We start from the raw sequence: 17,573 nt of genomic DNA on the forward strand, positions 1-17,573 counted from the left end.
CATGACCAACGCAACACAAGAATGGCCCCTGTTCGAGATTTTCATTCGCGGTCAGCACGGGTTAAGCCACCGCCACGTCGGATCACTGCACGCACCTGACGCCGAAATGGCGATCAAAAACGCCCGCGATGTGTACACCCGCCGCAACGAAGGCGTCAGCATCTGGGTCGTCCAAGCCTCTGACATCGCCGCATCCTCGCCCGAGGAAAAAGGGTCGCTTTACGAGCCTGCCAATGACAAGGTTTATCGCCACCCGACTTTCTTTGATATCCCTGACGAAGTGGGTGCAATGTGAGCGACCACCTCTTTGAATACCTGTGCCGCATGGGCGACAACACTTTGGTGCTGGGCCATCGCGTGTCGGAATGGTGCGGCCACGCGCCCGTGCTTGAGGAAGACATCGCGCTGGCCAATACGGCGCTTGATCTGATCGGGCAAACAACCCTGTGGCTGGATCTGGCCGGAGAGGTTGAGGGCGCAGGCCGCAACGCCGACAAGCTGGCGTTTCACCGCGACGTTTGGGATTTCCGCAATCTGTTGCTGGTCGAACAGCCCAACGGGGATTTCGGCCAAACGATGATGCGGCAGTTTCTGTTTGATGCGTGGCACCTGTTGCAGCTCAAGGCGCTGATGGGCAGCAGCAATGCACAGGTCGCCGCCATTGCTGAAAAATCCTCGAAAGAGGTGACCTATCATCTGGAACGCGCCACCGACACGGTGATTGGTCTGGGCGACGGAACCGAGGAAAGCCACAACCGGATGCAGGCCGCATTGGATAAATTGTGGCCCTATGTCGGGGAAATGTTCGTATCCGATGATGTGGATGCCGCAATGTTTGATGCGGGTATTGCGCCCGATCCTGCATCCCTGCGCCCGGCCTATGATGCCCTGCTGGACGACGTTTTCGCCGCCGCCACGCTGGTCAGGCCGCAGGATGATTTTGGCCACAAGGGTGGTAAATCAGGCAAGCGGCATTCCGAACATCTGGGTCATATGCTGGCGCAAATGCAATGGCTGCAACGTGCCTATCCGGATGCCACATGGTAGCCGAAAGACCCACGTTAGAGACTATTTGGAGCTGGTTAGACACTGTGCCAGACCCTGAAATCCCTGTCATATCCCTGACCGATCTGGGAATCATCCGCGATGTACAATGGCAGGATGATACGCTTGAGGTGACGGTAACGCCCACCTATTCCGGCTGCCCCGCCACGACCATCATCAACCTTGATATCGAAACTGCGCTGCGCGGGCATGGGATCGAAAAACTCGCTCTAAAGCGGCAACTTTCGCCTGCTTGGACGTCGGATTGGATGACGGATAGCGGCCGCGCCAAGCTTGAAGGCTACGGGATCGCCCCGCCCCAACCCGCAGGTGGCCCACAACACTGCCCCCGCTGCAAATCCACGCATGTGGAAAAGATCAGCCAGTTCGGATCGACCCCCTGCAAGGCGCAATGGCGCTGCACCGACTGTCTGGAACCCTTCGATTATTTTAAGTGTATCTGACCTATGGCCCAATTTCTCCCCTTATTAGTGACTGATATTCACCACACGATCCGCGATGCTGTGGTGCTGACGCTCAAGCCCGAGGACGCCGATGCCTTTGCGTTCACCCAAGGCCAATATCTGACGTTCAAGCAGGATTTCGACGGCACCGAACTGCGTCGCAACTATTCGATCTGTGCGGGGTTGGACGATGGTGTGTTGCAGGTCGGGATCAAGCGCGTAGATGGCGGGGCGTTTTCGACCTTTGCCAATGAAACCCTCAAGGTCGGCGATACGCTGCACGCGATGCCGCCACAGGGCAAGTTCTTCACGGAATTAGAGCCTAATACAGCCAAAAACTACCTTGGCTTTGCGGGCGGGTCGGGGATCACGCCGGTGCTGTCGATCCTGAAAACCGTGCTGAAACGCGAGCCGCAGTCAACCTTTACGCTGGTCTATGCCAACCGCGCTGTGAACACGATTATGTTTCGTGAAGAAATCGAAGACCTCAAGAACCGCTTTATGGGGCGGTTGAGTGTGATCCATATGCTGGAATCCGGCCAGGATATCGACCTGTTCACAGGCCGCATTGACCAAGCCAAATGCGATGCCCTGTTCGAAACATGGATCGATATCAAAAACATCGACACCGCGTTTATCTGCGGGCCGGAACCGATGATGCTGGCCATTGCAGAAGCGCTAAAAACCCACGGATTAGAGCCTGATCAAATCAAGTTCGAGCTGTTCAGCGAAAGCCAGCAAGGGCGTCTGGCCAAGCAGGAAATGGCCAAGCGCAGCGAAGATCAAGCACTGACCCAAGTGACCGTAACCATCGACGGGGCCGCCCACAGTTTCACCATGACCAAAGGCCAGTCCGTGCTTGAAGCTGCGTTGGAAAACAACCTTGATGCGCCGTTTGCCTGCAAGGCGGGTGTCTGTTCGACCTGCATGTGCAAGGTCACCGAGGGCGAGGTCGAGATGTTGTCGAACCACGCTTTGGAGGACTACGAGGTTGAACGCGGCTATCGGTTAAGCTGCCAGAGCTACCCGATCAGCGACAAACTTTCCATCGACTACGACCATCACTAAGGAACACATTATGCGCGATATTCAAAGCTTTGCCGCCGGTCAGTGGATCAATCCGGGGGCCGGTTCGCGCAGTATCGCAAGCGCCATTACCGGCGATGTGATCGCGCAGGCGGGCAATGACGCTTTGGATATTCAGGCCATGCTCGCCTACGCCCATGACGTTGGCGGCCCAGCGCTGCGCAAACTGACGTTTCATGACCGTGCCAAGATGCTCAAGGCGCTTGCCGGTTACCTAAAAGACCATAGACAGAGCCTATATGACCTGAGTTTCGACACCGGTGGCACCCAATCGGATCACATGATCGATGTGGATGGCGGTATCGGCACCATGCAGGTTTACGCCGCCAAGGGTCGCCGCGAGATGCCGGACGATCAGGTGTTTCTGGATGGTCCGCCCGAACAATTGGGCCGCTCGGGTCAGTTTATGGGGCGCCATATTTGCACACCGTTGCAAGGCGTCGCCGTACATATCAATGCGTTTAACTTTCCCGTCTGGGGCATGCTGGAGAAGCTGGCCCCGACCCTGCTGGCCGGCGTTCCTGCCATCGTGAAACCCGCGACCGCGACCTGCTATGTGACCGAGGCGTGTTTTCGCCTGATGATCCAGTCCGGCATCCTGCCCGATGGCGCGATCCAGCTGGTGACCGGCGGATTGGGTGATATGCTGGATCATCTGGATTGTCAGGACGTTGTCAGCTTTACCGGATCAGCCGAAACCGCCAATAAACTGCGCAGCAATCCGGCACTGTTGGAACGGTCGGTCAGGTTCGCATCCGAGCAGGACAGCCTGAATGCGTCCGTGTTAGGGTCTGATGCGGCCCCCGGAACGCCCGAATTTGATCTGTTCGTGAAAGAAGTCCAGCGCGAGATGACCGCGAAAGCAGGTCAGAAATGTACCGCAATTCGCAGGATCATGGTGCCGGAGGCCCATGTCGATGCAGCAATCGCCGCGATTTCTGCACGGCTGGCCAAGGTCACCATCGGTGATCCGCGGTTGGAAACCACGAAAATGGGCGCGTTAGTCTCACAATCGCAACGCCGCGATGTGCTGGAAAAGGCCGCACTTATCGGGGCGGAGGCAGAGCGTGTCTTTGGTGACCCTGAAAACTTTGCAGTTGATGGGGCCGACCGCGAAAAAGGGGCCTTCGTCCCGCCAATGCTGTTCCATTGCGCCGATCCTGACACTGCGGTCCGCGTTCACGATACCGAGGCGTTTGGCCCCGTCTCGACCATCATGCCCTACCGCGACACCGCCCATGCAATCGAATTGCTGAACAAGGGCAACGGATCATTGGTTGCCTCGATCATCACCAGCGACGGAGACATCGCGCGGCAGATGGCGATGGGTGCGGGCGCGTTCCACGGGCGGCTCTATTTCAACAACCGCACATCCATGGCCGAAGCGACAGGCCACGGTGCCCCCCTGCCCCATATGGTGCATGGCGGACCGGGCCGCGCGGGCGGTGGCGAAGAATTGGGCGGCATTCGCGGCGTCATGCATTACATGCAGCGCACCGCCATTCAGGGCAGCCCCGACATTCTGACCGCCATCGGCAAACAATGGGTGCCGGGCGCTGCCGAGATATCCGACCGCGATCACCCGTTTACGCGGGTCTTTGGCGATCTTGATCTGGGCGAGACGTTCAATTCCGCCAACCGGACCATCACGCTGGACGATATCGAAACCTTTGCGCATTTCACTGGCGATACGTTTTATGCCCACATGGACGAAGACGCCGCCAAGGCAAACCCGTTCTTCCCCGGTCGTGTTGCCCATGGCTATCTGTTGCTAAGCTTTGCCGCGGGCCTGTTCGTGCAACCCGATCCCGGCCCGGTATTGGCGAACACCGGATTGGACAACCTGCGGTTCATGGCCCCTGTTCAGGCGGGCGACAGCATCAAGGTACGGCTTAGCGTCAAGGCAAAGACCCCTCGTAATGATGAATACGGTGAGGTACGCTGGCACGTGACCCTGACCAATCAGGATGATGCCGCTGTGGCCGAATATGAACTGCTGACGATGAATGCTTACTGATGACTTCGCCCATGCGACCTCTGCGCTGAAAAAACTTGGCGGTCAGCGGGTCTGGTCCCTGATGATCAGCCTGTTCGGTGATCTTGCGCGACGCGAGGGCGATGTGATCGACGGGCCTGTGTTATCTGCCATCATGGCCGCGATGGATGTACGGCCCGAGGCCGCCCGCGTTGCACTGCACCGCCTGCGCAAAGACAACTGGATCGCATCGGTAAAGCAAGGGCGCATCAGCCTGCACAGCCTGACCCCCGATGGTCGCGCCCAAGCCGATGATGCAAGCGCGCGCATCTACACGCCCCCGAATGATTTGCACCCAAACTGGCAAATGCTGTTGCTGAAATCCGCAGATATCGACGGCCTTGATCTCGAGGGGTTCACCCAAGTCGAGCCCCGTGTCTTTGTCGGCCCGGCGAATATCGCGCCGCCGAAAGATGCCTATGTGACAGCCGGTAGGGACGCCGCTGATTGGCTGCAGGCCGAGTTAGAGCCGCAAACCCTAGCCGAAGGGTACAGCCAGTTGCACGCGGCATTGGCCCATGCAGCACAGAACCTCCCCGCCCAAGATGCGTTGACCCCGCTTGAAATCGCGACGCTGCGCTGTTTGATCGTGCATAACTGGCGGCGGCTGGCGCTCAAGCATCCGGCACTGCCAAAACCGTTGATCAGGGACGATTGGGTCGGGTTGAAAGCCCATATTCTGGTCGCTGATCTGCTGGCGCGCTATCCGCGGCCTGACCCAACACTGATTGCCACCGCTTAACCTTTGCCCAAAAGCGGTGCTTTCCCAAAGCGCGCGAGGGCGATATAGGGAAGGCATGACACATAAAGTTCACCAAAACGACCTGCCAGACGGCCTTGATCTGGGTGCAATCGTCGCGATTGATTGCGAGACTATGGGCCTGCATCCGCACCGTGACCGGCTGTGCGTTGTGCAGCTTTCTGGCGATGATGGCCGCGCGCATCTGGTTCAGATCGCCAAGGACCAGACCACCGCGCCCAATCTATGCGCGCTGCTGGAAAATCCTGATGTGCTCAAGCTGTTTCACTTTGGCCGTTTCGACATTGCCGCGATGCTGAACCGGTTCGGGGCCAAGGCCGCACCCGTCTATTGTACCAAGATCGCCAGCCGCCTTGTGCGCACCTATACGGACCGTCACGGGCTGGCAAAGCTGTGCCAGGAATTGCTAAGCGTCGATATTTCCAAGCAGCAGCAATCCAGCGATTGGGGCGCGGCAAAGCTGACCAAAGCGCAAATTGATTATGCCGCGTCAGATGTTTTGCACCTGCACAAGCTGCGCGATGCGTTGAACGTGATGCTCTTGCGCGAAGATCGCATGGACATCGCGCAAGCGTGTTTTGATTTTCTTCCCACCCGTGCCCAACTAGATCTGGCAGGCTGGCCCGACACGGATATTTTTGCACACGTATGAGCACCCCATTCCTAGATACTGCCCGGCGCGTTATCCGCACCGAGGCTGACGCGCTGGTGGCATTGGCTGACAGTCTGGATGATCGTTTTCGTCAGGCGATTGACGTGTTGGTCGCCACCCGTGGCCGTGTGATCGTCACCGGCATTGGCAAATCCGGCCATATCGCCAAGAAGATCGCGGCGACCCTCGCCAGCACCGGCACGCCTGCGCAATTCGTCCACCCCGCCGAAGCAAGCCACGGCGATCTGGGCATGATCACCGGCGATGATGTGGTGTTGGCGATTTCGAATTCCGGCGAGGCCCCTGAACTGGCCAACCTGATCGCCTATTCGCGGCGCTTTTCCATTCCCTTGATCGGCATCACCAGCCGCGAGGGCAGCAGCCTTGGCGCGCAATGCGATGTGGTTTTGTTGCTGCCCCAACTGGCCGAGGCCTGCGGCACCGGCGTTGTGCCATCGACATCCACCACAATGACGCTGGCCATGGGCGATGCGGTTGCGATTGCACTGATGGAAAACCGGTCCTTTACGGCCGAACATTTCCGCGAATTCCACCCCGGCGGCAAATTGGGTGCGCGGCTAAGCCGTGTGGCCGATCTGATGCACAGCGGTGATGCCCTGCCAATGGTCAAAGACGATGCGCCGATGTCTGACGCGTTGATGATGATGAGCAGTAAATCATTCGGTGTGGTCATTGTGACCGACGCCGCTGGCACCCTTGCCGGGATCATCACCAGCGGCGATTTGGGCCGTCATCTGGACGGTCTGATGTCCAAGACCACGCGCGACGTGATGACGACAACGCCAGTGACAATCGCCCCCGATGCGCTGGCCGAAAAGGCGGTCGCCATTATGAACGCCCGCAAGATCACATGCCTGTTGGTCGTCGAACCCGATGGTAAAAACATCCCAGCCGGCCTGATCCACATTCACGACTGCCTGCGCGTCGGATTGGGTTAACCACAGTGAAGGGTGACCGCTACACCAGAACAGTGTCCTGGCTAAAGGTGCTGTTCCCGCTCGCGGCCTTGGCGCTGCTGTCGACCTTGTTCTTGCTCTCGCGCGTCATTGACCCCGGCGAAGCGATCCCGTTCGCCGAAAAAGAGATCCAGGAGCGGCTGCGCGACCAACAGATAACGGCCCCCTTCTTTACCGGATCAACGGCGCAAGGGGACGAACTGACATTCTATGCCGATGTGCTGACCACACCCGAAGGCAAAATTGGCGCGAACAAAGCCGAAAACATCCGCGTGACCATTAAAACGGCGCAAGGTGGCACCTATCGGCTTCAGTCTGGCGAGGCCGAGATTGACCTGACCAGCAACAGTGCCCAATTAACCAATGACGTGGTGATCATGACGTCGAACGGATACCGCCTGACCAGCGATTTCATGACATCCGGCCTGTCGTCACTGGACATCGAATCCCCCGGGCGTGTGTACGGCACAGCCCCCGAAGGCACGCTCGAGGCCGGTTCGATGACCCTGTCACAAACAGAAAACGGCGGTGCCACCCAATTGTTTTTCACAAATCGGGTGAAGCTGATATATAAACCGAAACCTTTAATAGAGTAACCTGCGTGAAATATCTTCTGCTGCCGCTATTTTTGCTATTCACTGCCGTATCCGTGGCGGCCCAAGGGGCCAATGTCGCCTTTGGGACGATCCGTCAGGATACCGGCCTCCCGGTTGAGATCACAGCCGACGATCTGTCTGTCGATCAGACCACAGATACAGCGATTTTCTCCGGAAATGTATTGATCGGTCAGGGTGAAATGCGGCTCACGGCAGCGCGCGTTCTGGTCGTTTACCGTGCTGAATCCGAAGGTATTGCACGGCTTGAAGCGACAGGCGGCGTAACGTTGGTATCTGGCCCAGATGCCGCCGAATCGGATCGTGCGGATTACAATATCGACACCGGAACGATCGTCATGTCTGGTAATGTTTTACTGGTTCAGGGGCGCAACGCGCTTAGCTCTGACAAGATGAGCGTCAATCTGTCTGACGGCACGGCGCAAATGACGGGACGCGTTAAGACAGTCTTGCAAACGGGTACCAAAAACTGATGCCAACCCCACCATTGACGATAGAAAACGGCGGCGGCGGTCTGCGGATTGAACATCTGCGCAAGTCCTATCGCAAGAAAACCGTGATCCGCGATTTTTCGATGCATCTGGACCGCGGCGAAGTTGTTGCTTTGCTCGGGCCCAACGGGTCGGGCAAGACGACGACATTTTATGCCGTGGCCGGTTTGGTCATGCCCGAAGGCGGCACCGTCACCATCGACGGCAAGGATGTCACCACCCTGCCGATGTATCGCCGCGCGCAACTGGGCATCGGCTATCTTCCCCAAGAGATGAGCATTTTTCGCGGGTTGAGCGTGCAGGATAACATCTCGGCCATCTTGGATATTTCGGTGCCAGACGTGCGAAAGCGCCGCGAACGACTTGAGGCATTGCTGTCCGAATTCTCTATCGAACACCTGCGCCGCGCCCCTGCGCTGGCGCTGTCGGGTGGCGAACGTCGCCGCGTTGAAATTGCGCGTTGTCTGGCCGCTGATCCCAAATACCTTTTGCTTGATGAACCGTTTGCCGGGGTTGACCCGATTTCGGTTGATGACATCAGGCATCTGGTTGCTGATCTGAAAAAACGTGGCATTGGCGTGCTGATCACCGATCACAATGTGCGCGAAACCCTCGAGATCGTGGATCGCGCCTATATCCTGCACGAGGGCAAAGTCCTGATGTCTGGCACCCCGTCAGAAGTCGTTCAAAACGAGAACGTGCGCCGTGTCTATCTGGGTGACAATTTTCGTATTTCTTAATTTTTGATGAAATTGCTCAGCTGATTTTCGCACAACTTCCTGCCAGATTCATTTGACAAACAGTGCCTTTCGGGCGCTCAATGGGGACATGGCGACACCACGTTCCATGTTTGTCCTATCTGACCCTTGCAACAAAGGGCCGATAGCATTCAATCTGAACGGATCGTCATTCACCCGCATCTGACCCCGCCCCACACCGCGAATTTTCGCGGTTTGGGACGTTGTTCAGAACGATATGAATAAGGAGAGTATATGCGGTACCAAATCAGTGGCAAACAGATCGACATCGGCGACGCCCTGCAGACTCATGTGAAAACGGAACTGGGCGAAGCGGTCAAAAAATACGCAGAGCGCCCGACGGATGCAAATGTCATCTTTTCCAAGTCCGGCCATGAATTCGTTTGCGAGGCAACAGTTCACCTCTCGACTGGGCTGACCGCTTCGGCAAAAGCTCATGCTACTGATATTTATGGATCTTTTGATTCCTGCGCAGCCAAAATGGAGAAGCAACTTCGGCGCTACAAGCGTCGGTTGAAAGATCACCACCGTGAAAGACCGGAGCCGGTTGAACTTTTCGGCGCATCCTCGTATATCCTCGCCTCAGAAAGCGATTCAGATGCGCAGGAACCAGAAACTCTCCAACCAATGATCATTGCCGAAATGCAGACCAAGATCGCAAACTTGTCTGTCGGAGAAGCCGTGATGCAGATGGAGATTTCAGGATCACCTGTCGTCGTGTTTCGCAAAGAGGGTAAAGAAGGCGTAAACGTTGTTTACCGTCGTGATGACGGAAACATCGGCTGGATCGACCCGTCCTAACACAACGGATCGCATGAAGGCGGCCCAGAACTGAGCGAGCAGAATGAATTTTGCGACACTCCTAAAGCCGTCGGCGGTCAAAGTCCTGACGTCTGCATCAAGCAAGAAGCGCCTGCTCCATGATATTGGTGAGCTGGCGTTTCACGCGTATGATTTGGATTCAGGTGCGGTTATCGATGCCTTGCAAACACGCGAATCCCTTGGCCCGACAGGCGTTGGCCACGGGGTTGCCCTTCCGCATGCGCGGTTAGAGGGGTTGGATTCTGTCTTAGGCGCATTCGTTCTGTTGGATAAACCAATTGATTTCAATGCTGTCGACCGGCAGCCCGTCGATATCGCATTTGCGCTATTCGCGCCCGAAAATGCCGGGGTCGAGCATCTAAAAGCGTTGGCGCTGGTATCGCGGACCCTGCGCGATCCGTCTGTCTGCTCAAAGCTGCGGGCAAACCCGGAGCCAGCAACGCTGTACACAATTCTGACCGAAGCACAGGCCACGCAAGCGGCCTAGGGGCCGCGTCATTGCCAGCTGTCGAAGCCAAACATCATATAATCGCGCTGATACGCATCCGAGGCGAGCTTCTCGATCTCGGCGTCGTAGATGACTGACAGATCAAACGGTGTGGTTGCGGGGCGTGGCGCTATGGCCGGCGGCGTCGATATCCCCACAGACACGGCCAATTCGGTCAGATCATGCGCCAGATCGGCCTCGCGAATAATACGGTCTGGTAAGGCAAATTCGCCAAAGCCTTGCAACGCCTGCGCTTGGCTACACCACGCCTGATCGACACGAATAGCAGTCTGCCCGTTCAGGTTCCCCTTGAGGAAAACCAAGAACGCCTTGAACGCCAAACGATGTGCATCTGCGTCATAGCTTGCATCCGGCTCCCCTTCGGGCAGGGGCAGTTTATAGCGCCGGATCAGATTGGCGCGCAGTTGGGTATAACTGCCCTTGCCCGTCGTGACGATGTGGCGGCAAAACGCATCATGGGCACGGTCTACTGGGTGGCGCAGCACGGTAAAGCTGCGATGGCCCACATTGCGCCGTTTCCATTGGCGCAGGTCCTTTTGGTTCATCTTGCTGCGCAAATCGTCGCGGCCAACGCCATCGACAGCAGCCAACCAATCCAGAACCTGCGGTTCGGGCCCGCTGCGCAGGGGCAAATACAGCAACGGTGCGTCAGCTGCGGCGACATACGATGGCACCACCGGCCCACGGCGCGGTTCGAAATTCGGCGTGCGGGTCAGATCGAAACGGTCGAGCCGCCCAAGCGCCGCCAGCATTTCATCGTAATTGCTAACCTTGGTCGAGATATGTTCGGGATTTTGCTTTTTCAGGCTTTTGTCCAAGCCATCCAACGTCTCGTCCACGCCCAGAAACCGTGCAAGCCCGTTCATCACATCGACGTTTTGCAGGTCTTCATAGGCCACATAGAACGCAGTTTGCCCCAAGACCTGAAGACGGTTCAGCAACAGCAATTGAAACGCCTGCAAAGCCTCTAGATGGGCGGAAAACTCTGCCTCATCAAACAAGGCTTGGCCGGATTTATGCGCCTTCATGTCGGTCAGCTTCCACTGGCCGGTGGCGCGGGCAATCTTCCAGCTGACATAGCTGTCGACGGGATTGCGCGTCAGAATAACCTTGGCGCAACTGTCATCGGTCATCAGCGTATCCAACACACGGGGGTCGTGGTCGTGAAAATAGCGGAACCCGCCCAGCCCCGTTGATGTATTGCGTATGGCCGACAGCAGCGCATTGGGGTCGGTGTCGCGTGTTTCCTGATCGACGCCCAGGATATCAGTGGCGTTCGGATAGCCGATAAAATGCGGGTTAAACGCCTCTCCGTGGCAGCTGATCCCCTCGAACGCGTTCAGGTTCGCCTCCAAAAAATTTGACCCGGTCCGCATCTCGGCGAAGACGACAAAGCTTTTGAAATCGGGCGACATCGCTATCTCACCAAATAGGGCTTGCGGGGCGACGGTTGGGTTGCAGCGACGCCGCGTTCAACCGGGAAATCGCCCATCAGATGTGGGTGCATCCCTTGGTTCTTGAGGTTCTGCAAGAATTGCCCGAACCCTGAAAGATCAACCATTTGCGGCACTTCGGATATGCGCTTCAGCTTCACGTGGCCGATCTCGTCCAATATCCCCTGAAGCGGCTCCATCGGGGCCTCGATAAATTCGGCCATGTTCCAGATCCGCACCCGCGCCTTGGTGTAGGGCGAGCGGAGGATATTCATGTGTTCGTTTTCGATCTTCTGCAACGCGGCCGCCGTGCGGCGAATGACCGAGAAATCCTTGTTTGACCGGAACAAGGGCACGGACCACGCGCCGGTGATCACCGAAACCTGCGCATTGGGGTCTTTTGCGATCCGCCAGCAAACATCCTGATTGTCGCCCGGCCCGAATTGGAAACACTGACGTTCGCCGCGCGTGTTCCAGATCAGGTTCGTCAGAAACGCATTGGCATTGTAATCGCGTACCGTCGCACTGTCGCTTAGCGCGCCGTTGATTGCGGTTTGGCTGTCGGCATAGTGAACCCTGTCGGGGGCAAACAGATGGCCATGCACGCGCGACCCTGTGGATTTTGCCAGCCACGGCTCAAAGTTATCAAAGAGTTCGGCAAAGCCCTGAAACACGGAATAGGGTGCAGCCGTCACGCCATTTTCCCAGTCTTCGTTCGGGAACCGGCTTTGCATATACAAACCCGAACGCCCGCGGGTCCGGCGCTCGACCGCTTTGGCGAAAATGCGATCGATCTTGCCGGGGTTCGGTTCGGTTTTGCTTAGCGCATTATCCTCATCCGTTAGAAACGCGTCGTACAGACGATCAGCATAGGGCCAGACCTTGCGCGCGACAAAGCAATCCGACCGCCGCAAAAGCTGCAAGTGGTCATCATAGAAAATATGTGGCTTTCCCTGAAAGTCGAACTTGGAGAGGGTCAGCGACCGGCTTTCGATCTGGATCGAATATAGCCGCGATAGCGTCTGGAAATAGCTTTCATCGGGAATCCAGACATGACGGAAATAGCGGTCATATGCACCGCGGTCAGGGTCTTGAAGGATCGCCGACAACGTCTGGCGGGTCAGACACCACCATTGCGAGCCCATGTGCGGGACAATCTCGTTGGGCAGCTTGCGTTTCAGGTTTAGCGTCCGCTGGACCGCGACTGATTTATCAAACAAAAACCGCTGCTTTTTCCAAGAGAATGGAAAATGCATGGTAAAACGTTCTTCGTCCAGACCACCGACAGTCCAGGGGACATCAGCGGTTGTGGCGCTTTCGATAAAATCGGTCCTTGGCCGCGCGGCAAGATAGTTAACCAATTCTTTGACCGGGCGCAGCGGCAGGCACGACCCTGATGCAAGGTAGACGTGGCGCACATCTTCGAATTGGGCCAGAATCATCTCTGATCCGGCCTGCGATGCGGCAACGATGCCCCAAGTCCCCCATTCGCACCGGAACCGTTTGCAAAACGCCACATCCGGCACATCGGCCAGACTATCTACGAAGGTATCATAAACTTTGCGCGGCACGCTTTTGTCGACATGGATCACCACGGGGCATCCGGCGGCCGACCAATGGCGGGCAACCTGTTCCGCACGACCAAGGGCCGTGTGCACCAACATAACGACGCCGACGGTCACGCCCAGTTCCCCTTGGACATGAGGCCAAGAATTTCCAGCTGGCGCCAATTGATATAACGCTCGGACCACTTACACCAAAGCTGGGGGTCTGTTTGCAAATTATCGGCATAGGCTTTGTATTCGACCGACGCGGCATAGTGCTGTCCGCGCTCAAGCTCCTCAAGAGCTTTGGCGCTGAAGGTATCGAGGAATTTCGCATGCAACAGCACGCCCGATGCTTTTTCCCCGCCCCATTCATCATAGACCTGATTCAAACCGCGCGGCAGCAACATGTGGGTCGAACTGACATAGACATAGCGCCGGTCCCATTTGACCAGTGGCACCTTGTTCAAAGCGGGCGCTTTTTCAGGATCATCCTTAAAGAAGACCCGCGCGCGCGGACCGCCCTGAATCCACAGGTTTGCGAAACGGAAATTGCGGAACATCGAATAGTTTCCACTGTCGAACCAAGACGCGATTTCCATCGGGTTCTGGCCAGACTGGTAGGGCTGTTCGTCCAACCGCCCCTTTGGATACATATCGAGCAACATCGCAGAAAAGGATTTGATTGACGACGCGTCCAACCAATCGGTCAACGCACGCAAAGGGCGTGTGTCACAAAACGGGTAGATCAGAAATTCATCAGGATCGACCGTCAGCGTCCAATGCCCGTGCGCATATTTCATCTGCAGCCAGTTCAGCCAGTCCGCCCCAAAACGTGCACGTTTATAACTGGCCCGCGCACCCCATACCGATACATCCGGTTGCTGTTCCAGATATTCAGCCGATCCATCGTCGCTGTCATTGTCCACGAAAAAGAAATGGCCGACACCCATTTTCCGGTAATAATCCAGAAAATACGGCAGGCGGATTTTCTCGTTTCGCTGCGTGCAAAACAGCAAAATATCATCGGGCTTGATCTGGTTGGTGCGGTTTACAATCTGCTTTAGCTCGCGGCGTTTACGAAACGCGCGAATGCGCCATCTCTTGCGCTGCAGTCGAAGCCGATATGATTGAATTATACCCAAAAACCGCCCTTCATTCTCGGGGTGTGCCTACTGTCTTTACCAGAGTTGCCCACGAGCGGACAGCCTATGCTCTCGGACTTAACACTAAGTTGAAATGGTTTTTCCACGTCGGCCCTTGGAACGCCGTCGGGGTCTCTTGCATTTCGGGTGTGTTTGCCCATTCTTTTATGATCCTCGTCCATTGATACTGATCGGAAACGCTTGCGTAAACAGGCATATCGCCCAAAAACTCGTGCAAAACACCCAGATCGTTACATAGGACCCTTGTTTTCAGCATCAGCGCCTCAAGCGGCGGCAGGCCAAAGCCTTCTGCGAAGCTGGGAAACAGGCTGCCGGATGCGGTTTGCACCAGCGCCGCAAGAGCGGGATCAGACAAGTTTGAGATTTCACGTACCCGACTGTCCGGCCCCATGGCGTCAAGACGCGCAAACACCGCGTCATTATTCCAACCGCGTCCACCACAGATCAGCAAAAGCGGCGCATCAGGGCCCAGTTCATCCCATATATCGAGCAGGAATTTATGGTTCTTGCGCGGCTCGATTGTTCCGACAGTAACAAAATATGGCTCTGTCGGCGGCAGACCAGACGGCAGCTTCGACGGGTCAGATTGCGGGGGAACTGTTCCCAGATGCGCAACAATGCTTGCTGGTATTTTGCCCCACGCCGCCATCTGCGCCTCGGCTCGGGCCTTGGTATCGGCTGAATTATAGATCACCAGATCAGCCCATTCTTGCACGCATTTCAGTTTAGCCCGGAACGGATCAACGGAACCGGGACGTTGGTACTGCGGGTATTCAAGGGGGATAACATCATGAATAAGAACGCTAATATCGATCCCGTTGGCATTAAGGGTCGATAACACGCGCCGTGAAAGATTGCTGTGGCCCACATTGAAATATCGGCACGGCACCGGCAGTTTCTTGATCAGTCGCGGCAAACGCCATGCAGCCGCGCGCGCAATGGCAAGCCGCCTGAAATCCGCCTCGGCGCGCCTGCCAACCGTCGACCTGCCGCGCAGCGACCACGACAGTAAATCAGGCGCACCCCAATCAATGCGCCCCTCAATGCGGTCTTGAACGCCCTGCAAACCAGCGCGGTCCAGCAACAGATAGCCAAGCGGCGTGCGCGCAAGGCCGAAACACGGGGTATCATCAGACAGAAACTGCGCCAGATAGGCCAGTTCGACCCGATCCACACCCGTTGCCATACGTCCAGCGCGGCGCAAGGTCCGCGTGACATCCAGCAAGCGTGCGGCAGGCATATTATGAATTGTAGTGGCCAGTTTGATGCCATCTCCACGCGTCAGAAATCATTTGCGACATGGTCGACCGCTTTGGTGCCCATCCCAGTTCTGCGGCGGCGCGGGTAGACCCTGAAACCAGCTTGGTGCAATCGCCCGGACGCCGCACACCTTCTTTGATAGGGACTGCGCGATTGGTTACCTCGCGGCTGCGATCAATCACCTCGCGCACTGAAAAACCCGTGCCCGTGCCAAGGTTGAAAACGCGGCTGGGTTTGCCATCCAGCAGCCAGTTCAGCCCCAGAACATGCGCATCAATCAGGTCGCAGACATGCACATAATCGCGAATACATGTGCCGTCGGGCGTGTCATAATCGGTGCCAAAGATGGTTAACGCATCCCGCTTGCCATCAATTGCATCCAACATCAGCGGCACAAGATGGGTCTCGGGCTGGTGAAATTCGCCGACCTCGCCGTCGGGATCGGCCCCTGCCACGTTAAAGTAGCGAAAGATCACATTTTTCAGGCCATGTGCGACCTCGAAATCGCGCAGGATGTCTTCGATCGCGCGTTTGGAGGCGCCATATGCGTTGATCGGCAGCTGCACAGTGTCTTCATCCAGAACGACGTTGTCGTGGTCACCGTAGGTGGCGCAAGTCGATGAAAATACAAAGTTTTTGCAATTGGCCGCGACTGCTGCCTCGATCAGGTTCAGCGACCCTTGAACGTTGTTGCGCCAGTAAAGACCCGGCTGCGTCATGCTATCGCCCACCTGGCTAAGTGCTGCAAAATGCATCACGGCCACAGGTTTGTATTCAGCGAAAGCTGCGTCAATTTCGGCCCGGTTCAGCAGGTCACCCTCGACCATCGGGCCAAATTTAACCGCATCACGCCAGCCGGTGACAAAGTTATCAAACGTCACCGGTGTGAACCCGGCAGCGGCAAGCGCTTTGCAAGCGTGTGAGCCGATATAGCCCGCGCCGCCTGTCACCAATACATTAACCATCAGCTTGCCTTTGCTAGACCCTAATGGGCAGTTTTATCGACGCTCATGATATCTTGCAAATATCCGTGCAGATCATCGCGCAGGTCTTCTCGGGCCAGACCAAAGGACACGGTGGCCTGCAAGAAGCCAGATTTCGACCCGCAGTCGAAACGTTGCCCCTTGAACCTGTAGCCGTAAACATCGTGGCCCTGCGTCAGCTCGGCGGCGATGGCGTCGGTCAGCTGAATTTCACCGCCCGATCCGGATTTAAGTTGGTTGAGATTGCGCAGCACGTTGGGCGACAGAATATACCGGCCGATAACAGCCAGGTTCGATGGCGCATCTTCGGCCTTGGGTTTTTCAACCATGCCGCGGATCTTGACCAGTTCACCCTGATCGTCGGCCACATCCAGCACACCATAAGACGACACGCGATCCGGGGCGACCTCCATCGCGGCAACCATGTTACCGCCGGTTTCATTATACGCCTCGACCATTTGCTGCAGGCACGGTTTATCGGCCGCAATCACGTCGTCCGGCAACATGACCGCAAAAGGTTCGTCGCCAATCAGACGGCGCGCGCACCAAACGGCGTGCCCCAAACCAAGCGCCTTGTGCTGGCGGATATAGGCAATCGCACCACTGTCCATGTTGGTATTCTTCAAAATCTCCAACAGCTCGGTTTTACCCTTGGAGCGCAGTTCCTGCTCGAGCACGGGAGAGTGGTCAAAATAATCTTCCAAAGCGCCTTTGCCGCGCGAAGTGACAAAGATGAATTCTTTGATGCCTGCCGCGCGGGCCTCATCAATCGCATATTGGACCAAGGGGCGGTCGACCAACGTCATGATTTCCTTTGGCACCGATTTGGTCGCCGGTAAAAACCGCGTGCCCAGACCCGCCACAGGGAAAATTGCTTTCGTTACCTTCTTGCCCATGCGGCAGTCTTCCTTATCCGTTATTGGCTTTGTTTTGCGAAAAGCAAAATGCCATATCCGTTTGGTTTAAATAGCTTGGC

The 17,573-nt window shown here is 56.6% G+C and carries 19 protein-coding genes; 13 read left to right on the forward strand and 6 right to left on the reverse strand.

The features are described from left to right. The first annotated feature begins 1 nt into the window (after position 1). The 13 genes from paaB (at position 2) to KZZ06_RS10425 (ending at position 10,190) form a co-directional block, all read left to right on the forward strand. Positions 2-295, forward strand: a complete 294-nt coding sequence (gene paaB / locus KZZ06_RS10365) for a 1,2-phenylacetyl-CoA epoxidase subunit PaaB (protein WP_219579967.1) — start codon at positions 2-4, stop codon at positions 293-295. Between the two features lie 29 nt (positions 296-324). After that, positions 325-1,047 (forward strand): 1,2-phenylacetyl-CoA epoxidase subunit PaaC, encoded by a 723-nt coding sequence (gene paaC / locus KZZ06_RS10370; protein ID WP_219580426.1) that lies wholly within the window; start codon positions 325-327, stop codon positions 1,045-1,047. After that, a complete protein-coding gene (paaD, locus tag KZZ06_RS10375) occupies positions 1,041-1,508 on the forward strand; it encodes a 1,2-phenylacetyl-CoA epoxidase subunit PaaD (protein WP_219579968.1) in 468 nt (155 codons plus the stop codon). Before paaC ends, paaD begins: the two co-directional genes overlap by 7 nt. 3 nt (positions 1,509-1,511) lie before the next feature. Then, positions 1,512-2,576: a ferredoxin--NADP reductase gene (locus KZZ06_RS10380; protein ID WP_219579969.1), complete on the forward strand. Its 1,065-nt coding sequence runs from the start codon at positions 1,512-1,514 to the stop codon at positions 2,574-2,576. Between the two features lie 10 nt (positions 2,577-2,586). Continuing rightward, positions 2,587-4,611 (forward strand): phenylacetic acid degradation bifunctional protein PaaZ, encoded by a 2,025-nt coding sequence (gene paaZ / locus KZZ06_RS10385; RefSeq protein WP_219579970.1) that lies wholly within the window; start codon positions 2,587-2,589, stop codon positions 4,609-4,611. Beyond that, complete coding sequence (locus tag KZZ06_RS10390; RefSeq protein ID WP_219579971.1) at positions 4,601-5,371, forward strand: PaaX family transcriptional regulator C-terminal domain-containing protein; 771 nt, start codon at positions 4,601-4,603, stop codon at positions 5,369-5,371. Before paaZ ends, KZZ06_RS10390 begins: the two co-directional genes overlap by 11 nt. Before the next feature lie 55 nt (positions 5,372-5,426). Further along, positions 5,427-6,041: a ribonuclease D gene (locus KZZ06_RS10395; protein WP_219579972.1), complete on the forward strand. Its 615-nt coding sequence runs from the start codon at positions 5,427-5,429 to the stop codon at positions 6,039-6,041. Beyond that, entirely contained in the window at positions 6,038-7,000 is a 963-nt protein-coding gene (locus KZZ06_RS10400; protein ID WP_219579973.1) for an SIS domain-containing protein, read from the forward strand. Before KZZ06_RS10395 ends, KZZ06_RS10400 begins: the two co-directional genes overlap by 4 nt. Before the next feature lie 5 nt (positions 7,001-7,005). Next, positions 7,006-7,614 carry an LPS export ABC transporter periplasmic protein LptC gene (lptC, locus tag KZZ06_RS10405; protein ID WP_219579974.1) on the forward strand — a complete coding sequence of 203 codons (609 nt, stop codon included), beginning with the start codon at positions 7,006-7,008 and terminating at the stop codon, positions 7,612-7,614. Positions 7,615-7,619: 5 nt separating this feature from the next. After that, a complete protein-coding gene (locus KZZ06_RS10410) occupies positions 7,620-8,105 on the forward strand; it encodes an LptA/OstA family protein (RefSeq protein ID WP_219579975.1) in 486 nt (161 codons plus the stop codon). Beyond that, entirely contained in the window at positions 8,105-8,863 is a 759-nt protein-coding gene (gene lptB / locus KZZ06_RS10415; protein WP_219579976.1) for an LPS export ABC transporter ATP-binding protein, read from the forward strand. Before KZZ06_RS10410 ends, lptB begins: the two co-directional genes overlap by 1 nt. Positions 8,864-9,115: 252 nt before the next feature. Further along, positions 9,116-9,682, forward strand: a complete 567-nt coding sequence (gene raiA, locus KZZ06_RS10420) for a ribosome-associated translation inhibitor RaiA (protein ID WP_219579977.1) — start codon at positions 9,116-9,118, stop codon at positions 9,680-9,682. 43 nt (positions 9,683-9,725) lie between these two features. Continuing rightward, entirely contained in the window at positions 9,726-10,190 is a 465-nt protein-coding gene (locus KZZ06_RS10425) for a PTS sugar transporter subunit IIA (protein ID WP_219579978.1), read from the forward strand. Positions 10,191-10,198: 8 nt separating this feature from the next. On the opposite strand, the gene KZZ06_RS10430 is transcribed toward KZZ06_RS10425, so the two are convergent. The 6 genes from KZZ06_RS10430 to galU all read right to left on the reverse strand — a co-directional run bounded on the left by KZZ06_RS10430 (position 10,199) and on the right by galU (position 17,493). Beyond that, positions 10,199-11,626 carry a sulfotransferase domain-containing protein gene (locus tag KZZ06_RS10430; RefSeq protein ID WP_219579979.1) on the reverse strand — a complete coding sequence of 476 codons (1,428 nt, stop codon included), beginning with the start codon at positions 11,624-11,626 and terminating at the stop codon, positions 10,199-10,201. Between the two features lie 2 nt (positions 11,627-11,628). Continuing rightward, positions 11,629-13,326, reverse strand: a complete 1,698-nt coding sequence (locus KZZ06_RS10435) for a beta-1,6-N-acetylglucosaminyltransferase (RefSeq protein WP_219579980.1) — start codon at positions 13,324-13,326, stop codon at positions 11,629-11,631. Then, positions 13,323-14,333 (reverse strand): glycosyltransferase family 2 protein, encoded by a 1,011-nt coding sequence (locus tag KZZ06_RS10440; protein WP_219579981.1) that lies wholly within the window; start codon positions 14,331-14,333, stop codon positions 13,323-13,325. The genes KZZ06_RS10435 and KZZ06_RS10440 overlap by 4 nt, the downstream gene beginning before the upstream one ends. Before the next feature lie 64 nt (positions 14,334-14,397). Continuing rightward, positions 14,398-15,594: a glycosyltransferase family 1 protein gene (locus KZZ06_RS10445; protein WP_219579982.1), complete on the reverse strand. Its 1,197-nt coding sequence runs from the start codon at positions 15,592-15,594 to the stop codon at positions 14,398-14,400. A gap of 1 nt (position 15,595) precedes the next feature. Next, complete coding sequence (gene galE, locus KZZ06_RS10450; RefSeq protein ID WP_219579983.1) at positions 15,596-16,579, reverse strand: UDP-glucose 4-epimerase GalE; 984 nt, start codon at positions 16,577-16,579, stop codon at positions 15,596-15,598. Between the two features lie 20 nt (positions 16,580-16,599). Beyond that, a complete protein-coding gene (gene galU / locus KZZ06_RS10455) occupies positions 16,600-17,493 on the reverse strand; it encodes a UTP--glucose-1-phosphate uridylyltransferase GalU (protein WP_219579984.1) in 894 nt (297 codons plus the stop codon). Positions 17,494-17,573 lie beyond the last annotated feature (80 nt).

This window comes from Sulfitobacter sp. CW3, from assembly GCF_019392245.1.
GTDB lineage: Bacteria > Pseudomonadota > Alphaproteobacteria > Rhodobacterales > Rhodobacteraceae > Sulfitobacter.